The 18,827-nt window shown below is 58.6% G+C and carries 19 protein-coding genes; 9 read left to right on the top strand and 10 right to left on the bottom strand.

Translation table 11 applies throughout. The features are described 5' to 3' along the window. The first annotated feature begins 5 nt into the window (after positions 1-5). Genes ACLI1M_RS11345 through ACLI1M_RS11355 form a run of 3 tightly spaced genes read left to right on the top strand, consistent with a single transcriptional unit; the run spans position 6 to position 3,963 of the window. Entirely contained in the window at positions 6-2,159 is a 2,154-nt protein-coding gene (locus ACLI1M_RS11345; protein WP_248100226.1) for a heavy metal translocating P-type ATPase, read from the top strand. A 9-nt stretch (positions 2,160-2,168) separates the two neighbouring features. Beyond that, a complete protein-coding gene (locus ACLI1M_RS11350) occupies positions 2,169-3,470 on the top strand; it encodes an MFS transporter (protein WP_023020129.1) in 1,302 nt (433 codons plus the stop codon). Further along, complete coding sequence (locus ACLI1M_RS11355; protein ID WP_023029499.1) at positions 3,460-3,963, top strand: VanZ family protein; 504 nt, start codon at positions 3,460-3,462, stop codon at positions 3,961-3,963. The genes ACLI1M_RS11350 and ACLI1M_RS11355 overlap by 11 nt, the downstream gene beginning before the upstream one ends. Before the next feature lies 1 nt (position 3,964). Here the strand turns inward: ACLI1M_RS11355 and dnaB are convergent, their stop codons facing one another. The 8 genes from dnaB to ACLI1M_RS11395 form a co-directional block, all read right to left on the bottom strand. Then, a complete protein-coding gene (gene dnaB, locus ACLI1M_RS11360; RefSeq protein ID WP_023020131.1) occupies positions 3,965-5,395 on the bottom strand; it encodes a replicative DNA helicase in 1,431 nt (476 codons plus the stop codon). 463 nt (positions 5,396-5,858) lie between these two features. After that, positions 5,859-6,311: a 50S ribosomal protein L9 gene (gene rplI / locus ACLI1M_RS11365; RefSeq protein ID WP_023020132.1), complete on the bottom strand. Its 453-nt coding sequence runs from the start codon at positions 6,309-6,311 to the stop codon at positions 5,859-5,861. Between the two features lie 48 nt (positions 6,312-6,359). Further along, positions 6,360-6,908 carry a single-stranded DNA-binding protein gene (locus tag ACLI1M_RS11370; protein ID WP_023020133.1) on the bottom strand — a complete coding sequence of 183 codons (549 nt, stop codon included), beginning with the start codon at positions 6,906-6,908 and terminating at the stop codon, positions 6,360-6,362. 49 nt (positions 6,909-6,957) lie between these two features. Continuing rightward, positions 6,958-7,248, bottom strand: coding sequence for a 30S ribosomal protein S6 (rpsF, locus tag ACLI1M_RS11375; RefSeq protein ID WP_023020134.1), 291 nt, complete (start codon positions 7,246-7,248; stop codon positions 6,958-6,960). A gap of 122 nt (positions 7,249-7,370) precedes the next feature. Beyond that, entirely contained in the window at positions 7,371-7,559 is a 189-nt protein-coding gene (locus tag ACLI1M_RS11380) for a hypothetical protein (RefSeq protein ID WP_023020135.1), read from the bottom strand. Continuing rightward, on the bottom strand, positions 7,556-8,953 hold the full coding sequence (locus ACLI1M_RS11385) for a glycosyltransferase family 87 protein (protein WP_034655600.1): 1,398 nt from the start codon (positions 8,951-8,953) through the stop codon (positions 7,556-7,558). Before ACLI1M_RS11385 ends, ACLI1M_RS11380 begins: the two co-directional genes overlap by 4 nt. 6 nt (positions 8,954-8,959) lie before the next feature. Beyond that, positions 8,960-11,212, bottom strand: coding sequence for a transglycosylase domain-containing protein (locus ACLI1M_RS11390; protein ID WP_239206488.1), 2,253 nt, complete (start codon positions 11,210-11,212; stop codon positions 8,960-8,962). A 75-nt stretch (positions 11,213-11,287) separates the two neighbouring features. After that, the gene (locus ACLI1M_RS11395) at positions 11,288-11,665 is read right to left on the bottom strand and encodes a DUF5318 family protein (RefSeq protein WP_034655603.1); all 378 of its coding nucleotides are present in this window, start codon (positions 11,663-11,665) and stop codon (positions 11,288-11,290) included. Between the two features lie 118 nt (positions 11,666-11,783). Between ACLI1M_RS11395 and ACLI1M_RS11400 the strand changes: the two genes are divergently transcribed. The 6 genes from ACLI1M_RS11400 (at position 11,784) to ACLI1M_RS11425 (ending at position 17,602) form a co-directional block, all read left to right on the top strand. Beyond that, on the top strand, positions 11,784-12,872 hold the full coding sequence (locus tag ACLI1M_RS11400) for an inositol-3-phosphate synthase (protein ID WP_023020139.1): 1,089 nt from the start codon (positions 11,784-11,786) through the stop codon (positions 12,870-12,872). 54 nt (positions 12,873-12,926) lie between these two features. Continuing rightward, positions 12,927-13,427 carry a MarR family winged helix-turn-helix transcriptional regulator gene (locus ACLI1M_RS11405; protein WP_023020140.1) on the top strand — a complete coding sequence of 167 codons (501 nt, stop codon included), beginning with the start codon at positions 12,927-12,929 and terminating at the stop codon, positions 13,425-13,427. A gap of 89 nt (positions 13,428-13,516) precedes the next feature. Continuing rightward, positions 13,517-14,488, top strand: coding sequence for a universal stress protein (locus tag ACLI1M_RS11410; protein ID WP_411706580.1), 972 nt, complete (start codon positions 13,517-13,519; stop codon positions 14,486-14,488). A gap of 9 nt (positions 14,489-14,497) precedes the next feature. Continuing rightward, positions 14,498-14,980: a hypothetical protein gene (locus ACLI1M_RS11415; protein WP_023020142.1), complete on the top strand. Its 483-nt coding sequence runs from the start codon at positions 14,498-14,500 to the stop codon at positions 14,978-14,980. A 19-nt stretch (positions 14,981-14,999) separates the two neighbouring features. After that, entirely contained in the window at positions 15,000-16,859 is a 1,860-nt protein-coding gene (locus ACLI1M_RS11420) for a chorismate-binding protein (protein WP_023020143.1), read from the top strand. After that, complete coding sequence (locus tag ACLI1M_RS11425) at positions 16,850-17,602, top strand: aminotransferase class IV (protein WP_023020144.1); 753 nt, start codon at positions 16,850-16,852, stop codon at positions 17,600-17,602. Before ACLI1M_RS11420 ends, ACLI1M_RS11425 begins: the two co-directional genes overlap by 10 nt. 191 nt (positions 17,603-17,793) lie before the next feature. On the opposite strand, the gene ACLI1M_RS11430 is transcribed toward ACLI1M_RS11425, so the two are convergent. Then, positions 17,794-18,156 (bottom strand): hypothetical protein, encoded by a 363-nt coding sequence (locus tag ACLI1M_RS11430; RefSeq protein ID WP_023020145.1) that lies wholly within the window; start codon positions 18,154-18,156, stop codon positions 17,794-17,796. Between the two features lie 21 nt (positions 18,157-18,177). Then, entirely contained in the window at positions 18,178-18,699 is a 522-nt protein-coding gene (locus ACLI1M_RS11435; protein WP_152687310.1) for a hypothetical protein, read from the bottom strand. Positions 18,700-18,827: the final 128 nt, after the last annotated feature.

Consider the following 18,827-nt stretch of genomic DNA (forward strand, 5'->3'; position numbering starts at 1 on the left):
CCGCCATGTCCCACTTGGACCTTGGCGTCACGGGCATGACGTGCACTTCCTGCTCCTCCCGTGTCGAGCGCAAGCTAAACAAGCTCGAGGGTGTAAGCGCCAGCGTCAATTTCGCTACCGAGGCGGCGGCCATCGAGTATGACTCCCAGACGGTAAGTCCACAGGAGCTCATTTCGGTGGTTGAGGGCGCAGGTTACGGCGCTTTCGACATGGCCGAGACGAAGGCAGAGGATCCCCAGCCTAAGAAGGATGATGGCGACGCGTTGCTGCGCCGCACCATTGTCGCCGGAGCTTTATCACTGCCGCTCATGGTGGTATCGATGTCGCCGGCCCTGCAATTTCCCAATTGGCAGTGGGCCTGCGCCATCATCGCTACCATCGTCTACATCTTTGGTGGCGCGCCTTTCCACACCGCCACGTGGACGAACCTCAAGCACGGTTCTTTTACCATGGACACGCTTATCACCATGGGAACCTCAGCGGCCTATTTTTGGTCGCTGTGGGCGCTGTTTTTCGGCAACGCGGGCGAACCGGGCATGAAAATGCACATGACGCTGGACGCGAACGCGGCGCAGGTGGACCACATCTATTTCGAGTCCGTGGGCATGGTCATTACCTTCCTCCTGCTCGGCCGGTGGTTCGAGGCACGGGCCAAAGGCCAGTCCTCTGAGGCCCTGCGGGAGCTACTCTCCCTAGGAGCTAAGGAAGCTTCGGTGCTGCGCGAGGGAGGCGAGCAGCGCATTCCAATTGCCCAATTAAAGGTAGGCGATGTCTTCGTAGTACGCCCAGGCGAAAAGATCGCCACCGATGGCATCGTCGTTGCCGGCAATTCGGCGGTCGACGCCTCCATGATTACCGGCGAGCCCGTGCCCGTTGAGGTCGGCTCCGGCGATGCAGTGACCGGCGCGACCATTAATGCCTCTGGCAAGCTTGAGGTTCGAGCGACCAAAGTGGGCGAGGATACAGTACTGGCCCAAATGGCCCAGCTGGTCACGGATGCACAAACGTCCAAGGCACCAGTACAGCGCCTCGTGGACCGCATTGCGCAAGTCTTCGTCCCCGCGGTCATCGCCGTAGCAGTGCTGACACTCCTCGCCCACCTCCTCTTCGGCGGGGTGGCCCCAGCCTTTATCGCCGCGGTCTCCGTCCTCATCGTGGCTTGCCCCTGCGCTATGGGCTTGGCGACGCCCACAGCAATCCTCGTCGGCACCGGCCGCGGCGCGCAACTGGGGCTTGTCATTAAAGGCCCGGAGATCCTGGAATCTACGCGGCAAATCGATACCATCGTCATGGATAAGACCGGCACAGTCACAGCCGGAGAGATGTCCGTTACCGCCGTACACGGTGACGTGCTCGAGCTGGCCGCGGCCGTCGAGCACAATTCCGAGCACCCCATCGCTCGCGCCATAGCCAAAGAGCGCGACGTTAAGCCGGCTACCGACTTCGCAGTGGTTCCGGGTGGCGTGGAAGGAACTGTGGAGGGGGCCCGGGTGGGCGTCGGCAAGCCGCAAGGCTCCTTGGGTGACTTAGAAGCACCGTTCCGCGAGGCACAAGATTCTGGTGCCACGCCGGTGGTTGTCTCCGTGGACGGCCAACCTGCCGGAATCATTGAGGTCCGCGATACTATCAAGCCGAGCTCGGCCGCCGCTGTGGCGCAGATGAAGGAGCTGGGGCTTACCCCTTACCTGCTGACCGGCGACAACGCTGGGGCCGCCCGCGCCGTTGCTGCCGAGGTGGGGATCGAACGCGTCAGCGCCGAGGTACTACCGGAAGACAAGGTAAACCACATCAAGGAGCTGCAGGCCGCGGGGCACACCGTGGCGATGGTGGGCGATGGCATTAACGACGCCGCCGCCCTTGCCCAGGCGGACCTTGGGCTCGCCATGGGCGCGGGTACCGACGTGGCAATTGAAGCCTCTGATATCACCCTGATGAACGGCGATCTACGCTGCGCTGCTGATGCCATTCGGCTCTCGCGCCGCACGCTAGCAATTATCAAGGGCAACCTTTTCTGGGCCTTTGCCTATAACGTCATACTCATTCCTGTTGCCGCGCTTGGCCTGCTCAACCCATTATTTTCCGGCCTCGCGATGGCACTGAGCTCGGTTTTTGTGGTTACCAACTCACTACGCCTGAAAGGTTTTTCTGTTCAGCGATAGTATTATCGCATGCTCAGCCGCACCGAACGTCTCGATCGCCTTCCCGTCACCTCTAAGCACAAGCGCCTACTCTTAGGTTCCGGCCTTGGATGGGCGCTTGATGCTATGGATGTCGGGTTAATCTCCTTCATCATGGCCGCCCTTGCCGTTCACTGGGATCTAGGTGCCAGCCAGACCTCCTGGTTGGCCTCGGCAGGCTTCCTTGGCATGGCGCTCGGTGCAACCTTTGGCGGATTGCTGGCAGATAAATTCGGCCGCCGCAATGTCTTTTCTCTCACCTTGCTTGTCTACGGCTTGGCAACAGGGGCATCCGCGCTAGCTGGGGGACTTACGGTTCTCATCTTCTTCCGATTCATCGTTGGGTTGGGCCTCGGAGCCGAGCTACCAGTTGCCTCCACGCTCATATCCGAATTCGCGCCTCGGCGGGTCCGCGGAAGGATGGTAGTCATTCTCGAGGCATTCTGGGCCTTGGGATGGATCCTTGCGGCCATCATCGGCACTTTCGTGGTGAGCACATCTGAATCCGGTTGGCGCTGGGCCCTGGCCCTTGGCATGCTGCCAGCCGCGTATTCAATCTATGTGCGCCGCGGTCTACCAGAATCTGTGCGTTTCCTTGAATCCAAAGGCCGCCATGATGAGGCCGAAGCTATCGTTGCCAGTTTCGAAGCCGCGGCGGAAAATCGCCCGCTGGACGATGCCCTCCCAGAGCCCACACCTTCCCCCGCAGCGTCTATCTGGAGTCCGCAGCTACGAAGGAGGACCGCGGCGTTGTGGACCATTTGGTTCTGTGTAAACCTCTCCTACTATGGCGCCTTCATCTGGATTCCCTCTCTGCTAGTAGCCGACGGTTTCTCCCTAGTGAAGTCTTTTAGTTTTACCCTCATTATCACCCTTGCCCAGCTGCCTGGCTACGCGGTGGCAGCTTGGCTCATCGAGCTCTGGGGCAGGCGGGTAACCCTCGCGGTATTCCTGCTCGGCTCGGCAGCAGCAGCCGGCCTATATGGAGCAGCAGCTACGGAAGCATTGATCATCCTGGCTGGTTGTCTGCTCTCCTTCTTCAACCTCGGCGCCTGGGGAGCCCTCTATGCCATCGGTCCGGAGCTGTATCCCACTTCATTGCGAGGGCGTGGTACGGGAGCGGCAGCAGGCTTCGGTAGGCTAGCATCTATTGCGGCCCCACTAATCGTCCCGCCACTGCTTGCTGCGGGTGGGACGGCCTGGTTATTTATTGTATTCGCCGCAGCATTTGGCATTGCGGCTGCCGCCGCCTTCAGTCTGCCCGAGCAGAAAGGAATAGCGCTTGCTCAGTAGGCTCTCCCTCGCCGCGTGGACGGCCGTTATGGTCGCATTGACCACGCTCAAGCCTTTCTACCAAATCGGCTATTTGTGGAAACCGGAAAATCAGCGTGCGCGAGAACTGCGCTGGGTGCCGCTGGATGAATTCTGCGGCGGCAGCTGGTTTGGTCCGCTATTTGAGTACGCGGGAAACACGGCCTTCTTTATCCCGTTTGGAATGCTGGTGTTTAGTCTGTGCCGTTCCATTAAAACCACTGTGGCGTGGGGATTTGGCCTGAGCCTAGTGCTGGAGGTGTGCCAATATGCGTTTGCCCTTGGGCGAACGGATATTGATGACCTCATATTTAACACCGTGGGCGCACTCATCGGTGCGGCGTTCGCCCGCCTATGTGGCGAACGCTTCTTCCCCGTCTGGCGCTGGTTAGCGCTTGCCGCAGCTGCGGTTTTCCTGGTGTTGGTTATCCTCGGCCCACGATTGGGCGATCCCAATGCGGTGGTCGACCTGTAATTTATCCGTGGGCCATATTGACGAACTTGGAGTAGTGCAGCTGGTGTGCCACCTGCACGGTATCGATTGGACCGCCACGGTGCTTGGCTAGGATAATATCCGCCTCGCCGGCGCGCTCATTATCGCGATCCTGGGAGTCAGGACGGTACAGCAGCATGACCATATCGGCGTCCTGCTCCAAGGAGCCGGACTCACGGAGGTCAGCAAGCTGCGGCTTTTTATCAGTACGCGCCTCGGGTCCACGGTTCAGCTGCGAAATTGCGATGAGAGGAACCTCTAGCTCCTTGGCCAAAAGCTTGAGCTGGCGGGAGAATTCGGAAACCTCTTGCTGGCGGGACTCAACCTTTTTACCCGAAGACATCAGCTGCAGGTAGTCCAAGACGATCAAATCCAGCCCGTGCTGCTGCTTTAGGCGGCGAGCCTTGGAACGAATCTCCATCATCGTCAGGTTTGGAGAGTCATCAATAAACAGCGGGGCGTCTTGCACTCGGTTGAGGGTCTCATCAATTTTCGCCCAGTCCTCGGTGGAGACACGGCCGCCGCGCATATCGGCCAGCTTGACTTCTGATTCCGCCGAGAGCAGGCGCATGACAATCTCCGAGGCTGACATCTCGAGGGAGAAGATTACCGAGGACTTACCATGCTGCAAGGAGCAGGACCGCATGAAATCCATGGCTAGGGTCGATTTACCCACACCGGGACGAGCAGCGACGATGACCATCTGGCCCGCGTGGAGACCGTTAGTCAGCTTATCTAGATCGATAAAACCAGTTGGCACGCCTAGTTCCACACCGCCGGCTTGCTGCAGTGCTGCCAGCTCATCAATGGTGGGGTCAATGAGGTCACCCAAGACTCGGTAATCTTCCGCAGTTTTGCGCTGGGCGACGGCGAAGACTTCCTGCTGGGCGCGGTCCAGGACGGACTCGATCTCTGCATCCTCGGTGCCGGAAAATCCTAGCTGTACTACGCGGGTGCCGGCATCAACCAGCTTGCGCAACACGGCCTTCTCCGCCACGATCTCTGCGTAATAGCGGGCATTTGCCGCCGTCGGCACCGTGGCCAGCAGCGTGTGCAGATAGGGGGCGCCACCAACGCGTTCGAGGTTATTAAAGCGATCCAGCTGAGAGGCCAAAATGACAGCATCGACGTCTTTACCCTCAGAATAAAGGTCCAGCATGGCGCGGTAGATCAGGGTATGGGCCGGATAGTAAAAGTCCTCCGGTTCCAGTTCCTCAATGACTTCCATCACCGTATGGGGACTCAGCAGCATTGCGCCTAGGACGCCCTGCTCCGCCTCCCGGTCTGCGGGGGGCTGGCGGAATTCTCCATAGCGCTTTGGCTCTTCCTGCTGAAAGCGACGGCGTGGGGCCGGTTCCTCCTCGGGCGGCGGCTCCGGCGGCAGGTGTTCATCGTCAAAGCTGGCGTTGGTCATGTCTTCCCCCTTGTAGCTATTCGAGCGAGCGTAACGGAATTTCAGTTTAGTCTAGCGCCGGGACACTACCCCCTGGGTATAAAGCCGGAAGTTATCCACAGGATGGTGTGGAAATTGCTGGTCGCGGCATACTCGGGCCGCAATTGCCCTGCATATGCTTGTGGATAACTCAAAACCTCCATGACCTGCACACATCATATCCCCTGCTCACGACGGGTTTTCGCAGATGTGAAAAGTGGCACATTAACAGTGGATAAGGGCCCTGACCTGCGGGTTAATAAAGCAACCGAGGTGTAAACGCAAAGTTAATGAGCTAGAGAGTTATCCACAGATTTCCACAGTTATCCACAAGCCGGTGAAAACGCGCTAAAGGCCCCAAGAGCCTGCCACCTCACATAGCAGGAACTTGAGGCCTAAAGCGTTGCTGTTGTCTTTGGGTCTATATGGACCGTCGTGCGCCTAGTTAGGCAGCAACGACCGAGAAGTTCACCTTGCCGATAACATCAGCGTGCAGCTTCAGCTCGACCTGGTAGTTGCCGGTCTTCTTGACCAGGCCCTTTGGAAGCACAACAATGCGCTTATCCAGCTTTGGGCCACCGGCCTTGGAGACGGCGTTGACAATGTCTTCTGCTTTAACGGAACCGAAGAGCTTACCGGATTCGGAGGTCTTAACCTCTACCTTGACATCCGTCAGCTGCTCGAGCTGGTTGCGGACCTCACGTGCGTGATCCAGGTCGCGAATCTCGCGAGCTTCCTGGGCGCGCTTGATGCCCTCAATCTGCTTCTCTGCGCCGCGGGTAGCCACGATAGCCAGGCCGCGAGGAAGCAGGTAGTTACGTCCGTAGCCGTCCTTAACCTCAACAATTTCGCCAGCGGCGCCGAGGTTCTCAACGGCAGCGGTGAGGATCAGCTTCATGATCCCTGCCTTTCAATTGAGTTAGTTGAATAGTTGCGGGTGACAGACTTAGAACGGAGGTTCAGAATCAGCGCCTCCGAAACCACCAGCTGGTGGCGCGGAGTTCCACGGATCCTCAGAAGGAGCCTGGTTCTGCTGCTGCGGCTGCTGTTGCTGGCCGCCTCCAAAACCGCCCTGATTATTGTTATTCGAGCGCTGCTGGCCGCCGCTAAAGTTATTGCCGCCCTCACGTGGATTGCGGTTTACCTGTGCGGTGGCGTAGCGCAGAGACGGGCCGACTTCGTCGACGTCAATCTCGAATACGGTGCGGTTTTCACCCTCGCGGGTCTGGAAGGAACGCTGCTTCAAGCGTCCGGTAACGATGACGCGCATGCCCTTAGACAGGGTTTCGGCGACGTTTTCTGCCGCCTGACGCCATACGTTGCAGGTCAGGAACATAGCTTCGCCGTCTTCCCACTGGTTCGTCTGCGAGTTATAGCGACGAGGGGTGGAGGCGACGCGGAAGTTAGCTACTGCCGCACCCGCCGGGGTGAAGCGCAGCTCGGGGTCAGCAACGATGTTGCCTACCACCGTGATATTGGTATCTCCCTGTGCCATGTCTTTACTCCTTATCGGTTACGTGGATTGTGCTTGATCCCAGTATCCGTTACTTGCTGTCGGTGCGCAGAACCTTGGTACGCAGGATGGTGTCGTTCAGGTTCAGACGGCGGTCGAGCTCGGCAACCGAAGTGTGCTCGCACTCCAAGTTGACGACGGCATAAATGCCCTCTTCCTTCTTGTTGATGGGGTATGCAAGACGACGCTTGCCCCATACATCAAGGTTCTCAACCTTGCCGCCATCCTGGCGGACGATTTCGAGGAACTTATCCAGGGACGGGGTTACGGTGCGCTCATCCTGATTAGGATCCAGAATGATCATGACTTCGTAGTGACGCACGGACCTCATCACCTCCTATGGTCTAGTAGTTTTCGGCTGCATCACCTTTGCGGATGCAGCAGGAGGGTACGTTGCGTCAAGCAACCCCACTACAGTACCGCAAGTGACCGGCGAAAAGAAATCTAACCGGTGGTAGTTGCGGCGAAAAACACAGCGGCTGTCGCCGGAATGATGGTGAGGAAAAGGATAGCCAAGATCCCTAAAACGATGGGCCCGCGCCGATCCTCGCGGTTATGAAACAGCCAAAAGGCACCCATCACGCAGAGAAAGCCTAAGAAGATGGAGGCCATCCCGATATAGGTAACAATCATGCGAATGCTCCTGCCAAAGGATCACTGCTACCATGCGCATCGCGCACCTTATCCGTGACCTTCCCACACATCTGGCGAATGATAAATACAGCCATGGCGATAATGAGGGCATCGCGGGAAATAACGGCGACGTCGAGAAGCTCGTGCGGAATGCCCTTATTGTCCGTGCCCAGCATGTGCCACATCAATAGCGGCCATACCAGGGCGTCGACAAGCGCCCAGCTAAAGACCAGACGCCAGCGCGGCAACGCCAGAGCTGCGGGGACCACCAGCCAAAGCGAATACTGCGGCGACCACACCTTGTTGACCAATAAAAAGGCAGCCACGATGAGGTAGACCAGCTCTGCCATGCGCGGGGTTCGCGCGCTGCGCAGACCCAGCACCGCAATTGCTGCGCAAAGAGCCAAAAAAGCCACCAAGCTGAAGGTATTGAGAAACTCTGGGCTAAAACTCATGCCGGTATTGCGGCTGAGCACTGAGTAGATGGTGGTCCACTCCGCACCGCGCTCTTGGTTGAGGCGGAAAAATTCTCGCCACGCATCCGGGTATTTCATTGCCACCGGCGCGTTGACCGCAATCCAAGCTACGGACGCGCCAAGTAAGGCTAGGAAAAATTGCGACCAACGGCGGTTGCGCACCGCCAAGACCAAGAATGCCCCCAAGATGAAGACCGGCCATAGCTTGAAAGAGGCGCCAAGGCCGATAAGGACACCTGCTACCACCGGCCGCTTGCGCGCGGCGGCCAGAAGCGCGCCTACGGCAAAGGCGATGGAGGGGATATCCCAGTTGCTAAAGGCGTGAATGATGATAAGGGGGCTGGCCGCTACGAGGATGGTGTCCCACGTGCGATTGCCTACCAACAGGTAGACCATATAAAGCACGCCGACCCAGATACAGGACATGACCAGGGCGGTGAGGCCGAAGTACCAACCGGCCTCCGGGATTCCGGCCCACTCCACAAGGGAATAGGTATTGCGGGCGATCCACCCCATCATTCCTTGGAATAAGCCCGCGAGGACCGGGTATTCCATATAGCGGGTCAGGTCGCCCTCCTGCCAAGAATAGGCATAGGGGAAGCCGCCTTCATCGAGGCCACGGCCGCCGTAGAGCGGGATGATGTCGTTATAGCAGAAAGAGGTGTACTGGCGGTTTGCTGCCCAATTCAAGCTAATAACCCCGTCATCACCGCGGGTACCGCCGGCACAATTGGCTTTGGAGAGGAATCCGCAAGCCAGAAATACCCAACCGACGGCGATGATGGCGCGCAGCGGGGTCCACCATTGAGTGGGGCGAACGCCGGCAAAACGGCCCATTGGCCCGCCGAGGAATTCAATTACTCCGCGGGCCAACGGCTCTGAGGAGACGGGAATGCGCTGGTGCGAATTCACTGTCACTGCCGCCTACCCTAGAAGGTCTGCCAGGTCGCTATTCGGACCAATGAGGTCATCTAAGGACGGAGCCTCTTGCTGGGCCGGTGCTTGGTTGTTGTTGCCATTGTTGCCATTGTTGCCATTGTTGCCACGGTTGCCACGCTGTGGACTTGGCGCTGGCTTCGGGCTCTCCGGCTTCTCTTGTGGCTGGACCGGCTTGGTCTCTTCTTCCGGCGCAGCCTGCTGCTCTGGAGCCTCGTAGTTTTGCGTATCGCCAGCGCCGCTATCCCAGCTCGGGTCATAGGCCGGGGCGGCCGTTCCGGCGCCCATATTGCCGAATCCCAGTGGATAGGCGGCCGGGAAGTTTTGGAATTCGGAGTTGGCCAGGGAGTTATCCAGCACGGCCTTCCAAATCTTGGTCGGCGCGCCCGCGCCGTACATGATGCCACCGTACTGATCGAAAATGGCGGAGGTGTTATCTGCGGTACCTACCCACACGGCAGTGGCCAGCTGCGGGGTGGCACCAACCATCCAGGCATCCTTGTTATTTCCGGTATCGCCCATCTGGGTCGTACCGGTCTTAGAGGCAGAAGCGCGGCCGCCCGCAAGGGCGCCATTGGACCACGCGGCTACCGGCTCCATGGCCTCGAGGACGTTATTGGCCACATTGGACGATACGCGGCGCTCGCCTTCATCTTCAGGGTGCTCGTACAGCACTTCGCCGGCGGCGTTTTCTACGCGCTGCACAAAGTGGGGATTATGCCACACACCCTGGTTAGCCAGGGTGGACATCGCGGTAGCCATATCGAGCGGGCGGGACTGGTACTGACCCAGGACGATGCCCTCGAATGGCTGCTTGCCCTTTTCCGTCAGCGTCTTCTCAATGCCCGGCAGGGACTTAGCCACACCCAGGGCATGCGCCATATCCGCGGTGTCCTGCGTACCGTTCTTCAGGTCCGCCTGCAGGCGCAGGAAGGAGGTATTCAGGGACTGCTTGGTAGCCTCGCGCAGGTTGCATACGCCGCAGCCACCGCCCACGTTGGTAACCACATCGGATCCCGGCAGCTGATAAGGAGCAGAAGAGTAATTAGTATCCAGGCTAATTCCCTGCTGCAGGGCAGCTGCTAGGGCCATGATCTTGAAAGTCGAACCGGTCTGCAGCGGGGAGTTGGCGTAATCCCAACCATTGGAATCGTGGCCACCGAAGTACCCGCGGACCGCACCGGTCTTTGGGTCGATGGTGACGGAAGCCGCACGTGCATCTTCCTGCAGGGGAGCCATCTGCTCATCGACTGCCTGGATGGTGTTGTTCTGCACGTTCATATCAATGGTGGTGGTAATGCGCAGACCACCGGTGGACACCTCGTTTTCGGTGATGCCTACCTCTTCCAGCTCACGGATGACCTGATCTTTGATGTGACCGTTGGCGCCCGGGGCCTCAGTATAAGCCGAGTACTCGGTTGGGTCGCGGGTCTCCGGGAAAGTCATCCCATCGCGCTGTTCTTGGGTGAGGTCACCCATGCCCACGAGGCCATCTAGGACGTAGTTCCAGCGGTCCTCGGAGCCCTCTTGGTTCACGCGGGGGTCGAGTCCGGACGGGGACTGGATGAGGCCGGCGAGCATGGCGCCTTCCTCCGGGGTGAGGTCCTTGGCGTCCTTATTAAAGTAGGCGTTGGATGCGGCCTGAATGCCGTAGGCATTGCGTCCGAAGTACACGGTGTTGAGGTAGGCGTTGAGAATATCCTTCTTTTCCCACTCATTGGTCATTTTCACCGAGTAGATAAGCTCGCGAATCTTGCGCACATAGGAGTACTCATTACCCACCAGCGTGTTCTTCACATACTGCTGGGTAATGGTGGAACCGCCACCAGCATCAGCGTTGCCGGTTACCTTACCCACCACGGCGCGGCCGAGGCCGGTGAAGGAGAAGCCGGAGTTATCCCAGAAATCGCGGTCCTCCGCGGCAAGCACGGAGTCCTGCACATAGTCCGGGATCTCATCCAGGTTTACGTGGGTACGGTTGCCTTCCGGCGGCACCAAACGGGCGAGCTGGGTCTGGTTATCGCCCGCGTAAATGGTGGAGACTTGGTTATTGGCCAGGTCCTTGGGCTCCGGAACGGTGTATTGCGAGTACGCATAGGCAAAAAGTCCTGCGGGCAATGCCACAAAGACCAGTAGGAACGCCAAAACGACCCACGGCCAGATGCGGCGTTTCTTCTTCGCCTGCTTTTTGCTGGGGCGAGCCACCTTAGTGGACTTGCCGGTAGATTCCTTCTCGGTCACTGATTCGTGTCCTCATTCATCCCTGATCACAAACTAAATAATTGCAGCTTACTGCCTAAGGCGGTGCGCCGGAAACTAACACGCGTTAAAAGCAGTAGCAGAACGCAACAAGTGGTTCCACCGGCACTGGCGACATACCTCCACCTCGTGCACCGTAAACTCCAAGCCCTCGGCTACAAATTCCGCTATTTCTTTATCACTACGGGCGCTCCCAGCACGCCGGCCGAGGTTCTCTCCATAGACCCAGCGGGTAAGCCGCAAAGGCTCGCCGCACACTGGGCATTCTTTATCCATGGTGCGCCCGTGGTGCTCAGCTGCGGCGCGCAGCAGAAAATCGGCATCGCATACCTCTTCCCGTGTGAGCTGCCCAGCGCGAAATTCGCGCAGATGGTGGGCGCGTTCCCACTCGTGGGAGAGCACATGCTTATAGGCAACGGAATTCACCCGGATCATCCTAATTACCTCTTCTTGATCGATCCACATGGTGTTATGCCACCGCAGGGCATAATTTTCGGCTTAGTCTTGCGCAGTCACTGACAACCACAATTCATGGATATAAAAGGAGTAAACCTTGTCCGAGAAGGTAAAGGTCGCCATCGTGGGCGTCGGCAATTGCGCCACGTCCCTCATTGAAGGCGTGGAGTTTTATCGCAACGCCGCTGCCGATGCAGATATTCCCGGTTTGATGCACACCCAGTTTGGCCCGTATCACGTCGGCGACGTGGAATTTGTTGCCGCTTTCGACGTGGATGCGGACAAAGTGGGCAAGGACCTTGCGGAGGCCACGCGCAGCTCCCGCAATTGCACCATTTCTATTACCGACGTCCCGAACCTGGGCGTTACCGTGCAGCGCGGGCCTACCCTGGATGGCTTGGGCCGTTACTACCAAGAGTCCATTGCGGAATCAGAAGCCCCGCTTGCCGACGTCCCCGCTGTCCTTCGCGAATCCGGCGCCGACGTCGTAGTTTCCTACCTGCCGGTGGGCTCCGAAGATGCGGATAAGTTCTACGCGCAAGCGGCCATCGATGCCGGTTGCGCCTTCGTCAATGCCCTGCCGGTCTTTATTGCCTCTGATCCAGAATGGGCGAAGAAGTTTGAAGACGCCGGGCTGCCCATTGTGGGCGATGATATTAAATCCCAGGTAGGTGCCACCATTACGCACCGCGTCATGGCAAAACTCTTCGAGGACCGCGGCGTGCGCTTGGAGCGCACCATGCAGCTCAATGTGGGCGGCAATATGGACTTTAAGAATATGCTCGAACGCGAGCGCCTCGAATCAAAGAAGATTTCCAAAACGCAGGCCGTCACCTCTAACCTGCACAACTCGCCTATCGCCGGCAAGCGCGAGGACCGCAATGTTCACATCGGCCCTTCGGATTATGTGGAATGGCTCGATGACCGCAAATGGGCCTATGTCCGTTTGGAAGGATCTGCCTTCGGCGAAGTCCCGCTGAACTTGGAGTACAAGCTGGAGGTCTGGGACTCACCTAACTCTGCCGGCATCATCATTGATGCTGTGCGCGCCGCCAAGATTGCCCTCGACCGCGGGGTTGCCGGCCCAGTACTGCCTGCCTCGTCCTACCTGATGAAGTCCCCGCCGGTGCAAAAGGCCGATGACGTGGCACGCGCCGAGCTGGAAGATTTTATTGCCGGAAGCTAACTTTTTAACTTCCAAACTACCGCGCAGAGAAAACGAGCTATACAATCGTTTTCTATGACGCAGCAACATGAGGAGAAGGGCCCCGCTCAATCCCCGTCTACATACGAGGATGCCGTCGAGGTCGCGCGTTCCATCCAACCGGCGCTCAATAAGCTCATCCTTATTTTCCAGCGCACGGCAGAGGGCTCTTCTTTGACCACCTCCCAGGTATCCATCATGAACCAGCTGCGTATGCGGGGTCCATCACGCGTATCCACCATCGCGCAGGCAGAGCTTATCCGCATGCCCACCGCCTCTAACGCGCTCTATCAGCTAGAGCGCCACGGCTACGTAGAACGCCACCGCGATGAGGAAGACCGCCGCGGTGTCCTGGTAGCGCTGACGCAATTGGGCGAATCTGAACTCGCCATCGTTTCACAGCAGCGCGCCTCGGCCTTGGCAGAAATCATGCGGTGGCTAGAGCCTGAAGATTTGGATACCGCGAATGAAGTAGCCACTGTCATCTCCAAGCTTGCAGATGTCTATCGCCCCACAATGAACGGCGAACAGCGCTAGTTTTGCCCGCGGTGATTTCATTTTTCTCCGGCTTAACGTGATAATTGAGGGAAGCGAAATAACCGTAATCGTTCACTAGTTCATATCGTATGGCAACTGATATTTCCGATGGGCATCTCCCAGCCTTGAGCAAAGGCTCGGCCGAAAAGCCACTTCGCATCCTTATTTCTTGGAGCCCCGCTTCCTCCGGCACCGAGGCACTCGAGTGTGCCGCGTGGCTTTCCCGTACCGCTGATATCCAGGTACGCGTCATCTCTACCGTATTCCAGCCGTGGACTACTACTTCCCTCAGCAAACTAGGCGGAAAATATAAAAAATGGTTTAAAGAACAAAAGGAGGCTTGTGCCGCCGCTACCCGTGCCGCCCTCGATGAGGCCGGCGTGCCGTGTAGCTGCTGGGATGAGAAACCCTCCCTATTGGTCGACGGCCCTTCGCGCCCCCAGCTGCTGACGGAAATGGCCAAGAAGTTCGAGGCAGACCTCATCATTTTGGGGCCCAACCAGGCCGCGCCCAAGGGGCGTTTCTTCGCCGGCTCTACGGCCGATACCTTGCTGCATTTTTCTCCTCAACCATTGGGCTTGGTGCCTCGCAAGGTAAAGCTATCCAAGCACGGCGTCACCCGCTTTAACTTTGCCATTACTGAACGCAGCCCGCGCGAAGATCATGAGATGCTCGCCGCAGCCGAGCTTGCCAATCGCTGGAACCTGCCGCTGCGCCTGCTGGCTTTCTCGGCAAAGGGCTTGCTCAGTACCCCGTCGAAGGATAAGCACGATATGGCGCTCGAGCTGGCGGCGGAGTGGCTCGAGGATTCCCTTGCCATGCTGGATCGCGCCCGCGATTGCATCCAGGAGAAATTCCCAGAGCTGGATGTCACCTCTGAAATTGGTTCCGGTGCCGGCTGGGGCGGCGCAGTGGATTCGCTCAAGTGGAAAAAGGGCGATCTCATGCTTATGGCCTCCACCCCGCAAGGCCCCATCGCCCGCGTTTTCTTGGGTTCTACTGCCACGGAGCTGCTGCCGCATATTCGGGTGCCCATCTTGGTCCACCCAGCCTGCGGTTAGGATTGGGGTATGAGCCAGCGACCAGAGCATCCCGAAAACGATCTGACATCCGATGCTGACTATGCCAATCTGCGCCGCCCAGAACCGCAGAGTTTCGATGAGCTGGCCGATGAGCCGGATCCTTTAGAGATTGCCGCTGCTAACCGCCGCTCTACCCGGCAAGCCGTCTGGTACATGCTCGCAGTCCTTGTCATCTCCGCGCTCTATGGCTTCGCGGTCGCGCTCGCCGCTAGGCTTTTGGGCGGTCCTTTATGCGAAGATGGCACCGCTACGTGGCTCTGCACCGATGGGCAGCGCACCTTCTTTAGCCTGACCACCCCGATCATTCCCTTCTTCGGCATGATTGGCTGCGCCATCATCATGGTGCGCAAGCTACACCGCTATCTGCGCTGGCGGAGTTGGATGGCCATTTTCTGGGTGATGGCCTGCAATTTCATGCTCTGGACCATTACCGATATCCAGCTATTTCTCATGGACTCGGCTGCCGCCTAGAAAACTTCCCCCCCTCCCGATGATCCTCCTGCTTGATAATTACGATTCTTATACCTTCAACCTGGCTCACCTCATTGCAGAGGTAGACGGCCGTCACCCACTCGTTATTGCTGCCGGCGAGGCGGAAGGTCTGGCCGAGCGCGTCCGTGCCGGCGAATTTTCTCATGTGGTGATTTCTCCTGGTCCGGGCACGCCTGAGCGGGAGGAGGACTTCGGTGCTGCCCGAGCCATCATCACCGCCGCAGCAGCGGCCGAGATTCCGGTGCTGGGCGTATGCCTCGGCCACCAAGGGCTGGGCCTGTTGGCCGGCGCTCAGGTTTCTCGTGCGCCACAACCGCGCCACGGTTTTGTCTCCACTATTAGCCACTCGGGCGAGGGCATCTTTGCCGGAATCCCGCAAAATTTCGAGGTAGTGCGCTACCACTCCTTGCAGATTGACGAGGTCCCCGGTATCACCGTTCATGCCCGTAGCGAGGATGGCGTCATTCAAGCGCTCAAGGTCGATGGTTTGCCTCACTGGGGCGTGCAATTCCACCCGGAGTCGGTGCTTACCCAGCACGGCCGGGATATTATGCGCAACTTCCTGGGTGGGTTCCGCCTGATCCACCGCGAGGTGCCCGGCGCGGTGGACTGCCCGCGGGTCTTTGCTACCCTGCGCGCCGAAGGAAAAGATGCCTTCTTCCTCGACTCCGCGGATCCGCGCGGGCGCTACTCCATCCTCGGAGATACTGCCGGCACGTTGAGTCGTTCTTTCCGCTATCGGCTCGGTGACGCCCCCGATATCCTTGCCCTCTTGGACCGCGAGCTCGCTACCCGCGTCGCCAACGCCCCAGAACTTCCTTTCACCGGCGGGCTCATCGGCTACCTAGGCTATGAGTGCGCCCAGCTCACCCTGCCCATTGAGTCAAGCCACCGCTCCCCTTACCCAGATGCTTATTTTGTGCGGCCGCAGTCTTTTATGGTCTATGACCACCGGGAAGAAACAGCGCATCTGTGCTGCCTGGCTGGCGACGGCGCCGAGCAACTGCTGGACCGATTAGAAGCCGCCTTGAGTGCGGATGAACCACAGGAGACTGGGGAGGGCAGCGGGGCGTCGCTAAGCGCAGGCGCCTGGCGCAGCCCCGGCTACCTGGAGCGGATTAAGCGCGCTCAGGAGTTCCTGCACGCCGGGGAGAGCTACGAAGTCTGCCTGACCGATACCTACTCGGCCGGGGCCGAGGGGGAGCTTTATTCCCAACTGCGCTCACACAATCCCGCTCCCTATGCCGCGCACCTCGTCTTCGATGGCGTGGAAGTCTGCAGCACCTCGCCTGAGCGCTTCCTCACCGTGCGCGGCCGTGAGGTGGAAGCCAAGCCGATTAAGGGCACTATCTCCGCCGACCAGGATCCGACGTTGCTGACCACGGACCCGAAGACGCGCGCCGAAAACCTCATGATCGTCGACCTGCTGCGCAATGACCTTTCCCGGGTATGCGAGCCCGGCAGCGTGCGCGTACCGAAGTTGATGCAGGTAGAAAGCTATGCCACGGTTCATCAATTGGTGTCCACCATTACCGGAGCGCTGCGCGCCAATGCCACTGCGGTCGATGCCCTCCGCGCCACCTTTCCTCCCGGCTCGATGACGGGCGCGCCAAAGCTGCGCACCTGCGAAATCATCGATCAGCTCGAGACCGGCCCGCGCGGGGTCTACTCCGGCGTGGTGGGCTACTTGGGCTTCGATGGGCAAGCCGATCTCAGCGTGGTCATCCGCACGGCCGTACGCGCGAGCGGTGAGGTCACTATCGGGTCCGGCGGGGCCATCGTTTTGGATTCGGATCCGGCCGCCGAGCTAGAAGAGCGCAACCTTAAGGCGCAGTCCGTATTAGGGGCATGGCAGTGAGTACCTATCTCTGGCACGAGGGCGGCTTTATTCCCAGCCAACCCCATCCCGGTCCCTTTGACGTTGCGGATTCTTGGCGGATGCTTGGCGACGCCCACTCAAGCGCCCTTCGCCTTCACCTCCGGCGCTTCGAGTCGGTGGCGGGGCCGCTTCCCGCTGGGTTCGTGCCTGCGATGCTACAGCGCTTCGCCCCCGGCGATCTTTTTCCCCGCATCTCGCTAGCCGCAGGACAACTGCGCCTCGATATTCGCCCCGCACCCCCTGCACGCCCAGTCACCCGGCTAACCTATGCGCAGGCACCCGACCCGCGCTCGCAGCCTTTTGTCAAGGGCCCCGATTTCCCGGCACTGGCACGCTACCGCGCCGAATACCAGGACGACGGTGCCGATGACACCGTCATTGTGGATTCCTCCGGTGCCATGGTGGAGACCACCACCGGCGCGCTCGTCGCCTGGGAGGAGGAGACGCTTATTCTCTCCACCGGGACGGCGCTGCCCAGCATCACGCTGCACCAGGTCACCCAGCGCGCCGCGGCCCTAGGCATACGGACCGAAACACGCCCGCTCACCCCGGAGCTCGCCACCGAATGCCCCCTGTGGTTCCTCAACTCGCTGCACGGAATCAGCCCGGTGACCGAACTATACACACCTACCGGCATCATCTATCCGCCCTGCAACCAGCACACCGCCACCTGGCAACAGTGGTGGTGGGACTCCTTCCACAAGGAAACGGCGCGCGACTAGCTCTCCTGCTTGGCTAGCTGGGCTGCCAACTGCGTTTGCACTGCATGTTGACCGTAACCAGTCATGGGTACTGACTCTCTAAGTCGACTGTCCTCTACAAACACCTAACCACCCAGTCAGTAAGCACGAGAGCGGCCCCGCCTACTATGTTCGATAGGTAGACGAGGCCGCCGGAGAAAAGACTCAAAATCCTAAGCTGTTTGCTTTGAATTAACTTTCAACTTTCGAGCTATCAAGGTACAAAGGGTCGACATCACTAGTCCCGCACCAAATACCCAAACAAGGGCCGGCGAGAAGATCGCAGTTTGCCCATCATTTTTTAAACCGATTAACAGACCGACTGCAATGGCAATGATGCCGATGATCATTCCTGTCAACTGAACTTTCGCGGACTGTTTCGAGAGAATTAACGTGGTAATTGCGGAAACCGCAGATAGAATAATGACCACAGTGCCGATCCAACCGATTCTGACTGGGGCCATAAGAACGAGAGCCACCCCTAAGACGGCCGCCACCAATTCAGGCCAAAGCGGACGGAGGTTTCCACTTGCCATAGTTACTCTCCTTTGCTTCTCTTATCCCGAAATCGTAGGGTTCCACTGGCTAGGATGAACTGCAGTCACAAAAGCAAAATAGGTTCCTGCAGTAGAAAGACAGCCTCCCCTACGCGGATCGGCAGCATTTGGATAAACGCTCTTGCAAATATGAACCATGTCCTTATTTAGTTGAATATTGCAGCCCACACGCTCACCGGGATCCTGATGGGCTCCGTAGCACATGTCGTGCTTTGCGCATGCGCCAGAGAAATCAGCATTGTCGCCAGGAGCGGGGAACTGATCGGGAGAATTCGTACAATAGTCATTCAGATTTCCCTTTGAAGGGTCATACACATAACCCGGTGGGGGTTCAACCCCTGCTCGGTTGAACATTACAATGTGCTTATCAGCAAGAGCCTTTTGAGTCTCGGTAGATGTAGTTACAGGTTCCTCTTCAAATTCGGCATCGAGATCAAGATTCTGAGATGCTGCCCACTCATCCAATTGCTTAGCAACCTCGGGAGGCAATTCTTTTCCAACAGCATCATTAACCGCGTTCACCGTCTCATCAGTTTGTTCAGCCGCAACGGCGGACGGAACTGCAACAGAAATCGCACCTAGGGCAACGAGTGCAGCCGCGGCAACGCGCCCCCCTTCATCTTAAAATTGGGCATAAACTAAACTCCTCA

Origin of the sequence: Corynebacterium sp. LaCa54, assembly GCF_046717495.1 — a bacterium.
GTDB lineage: Bacteria > Actinomycetota > Actinomycetes > Mycobacteriales > Mycobacteriaceae > Corynebacterium > Corynebacterium kefirresidentii.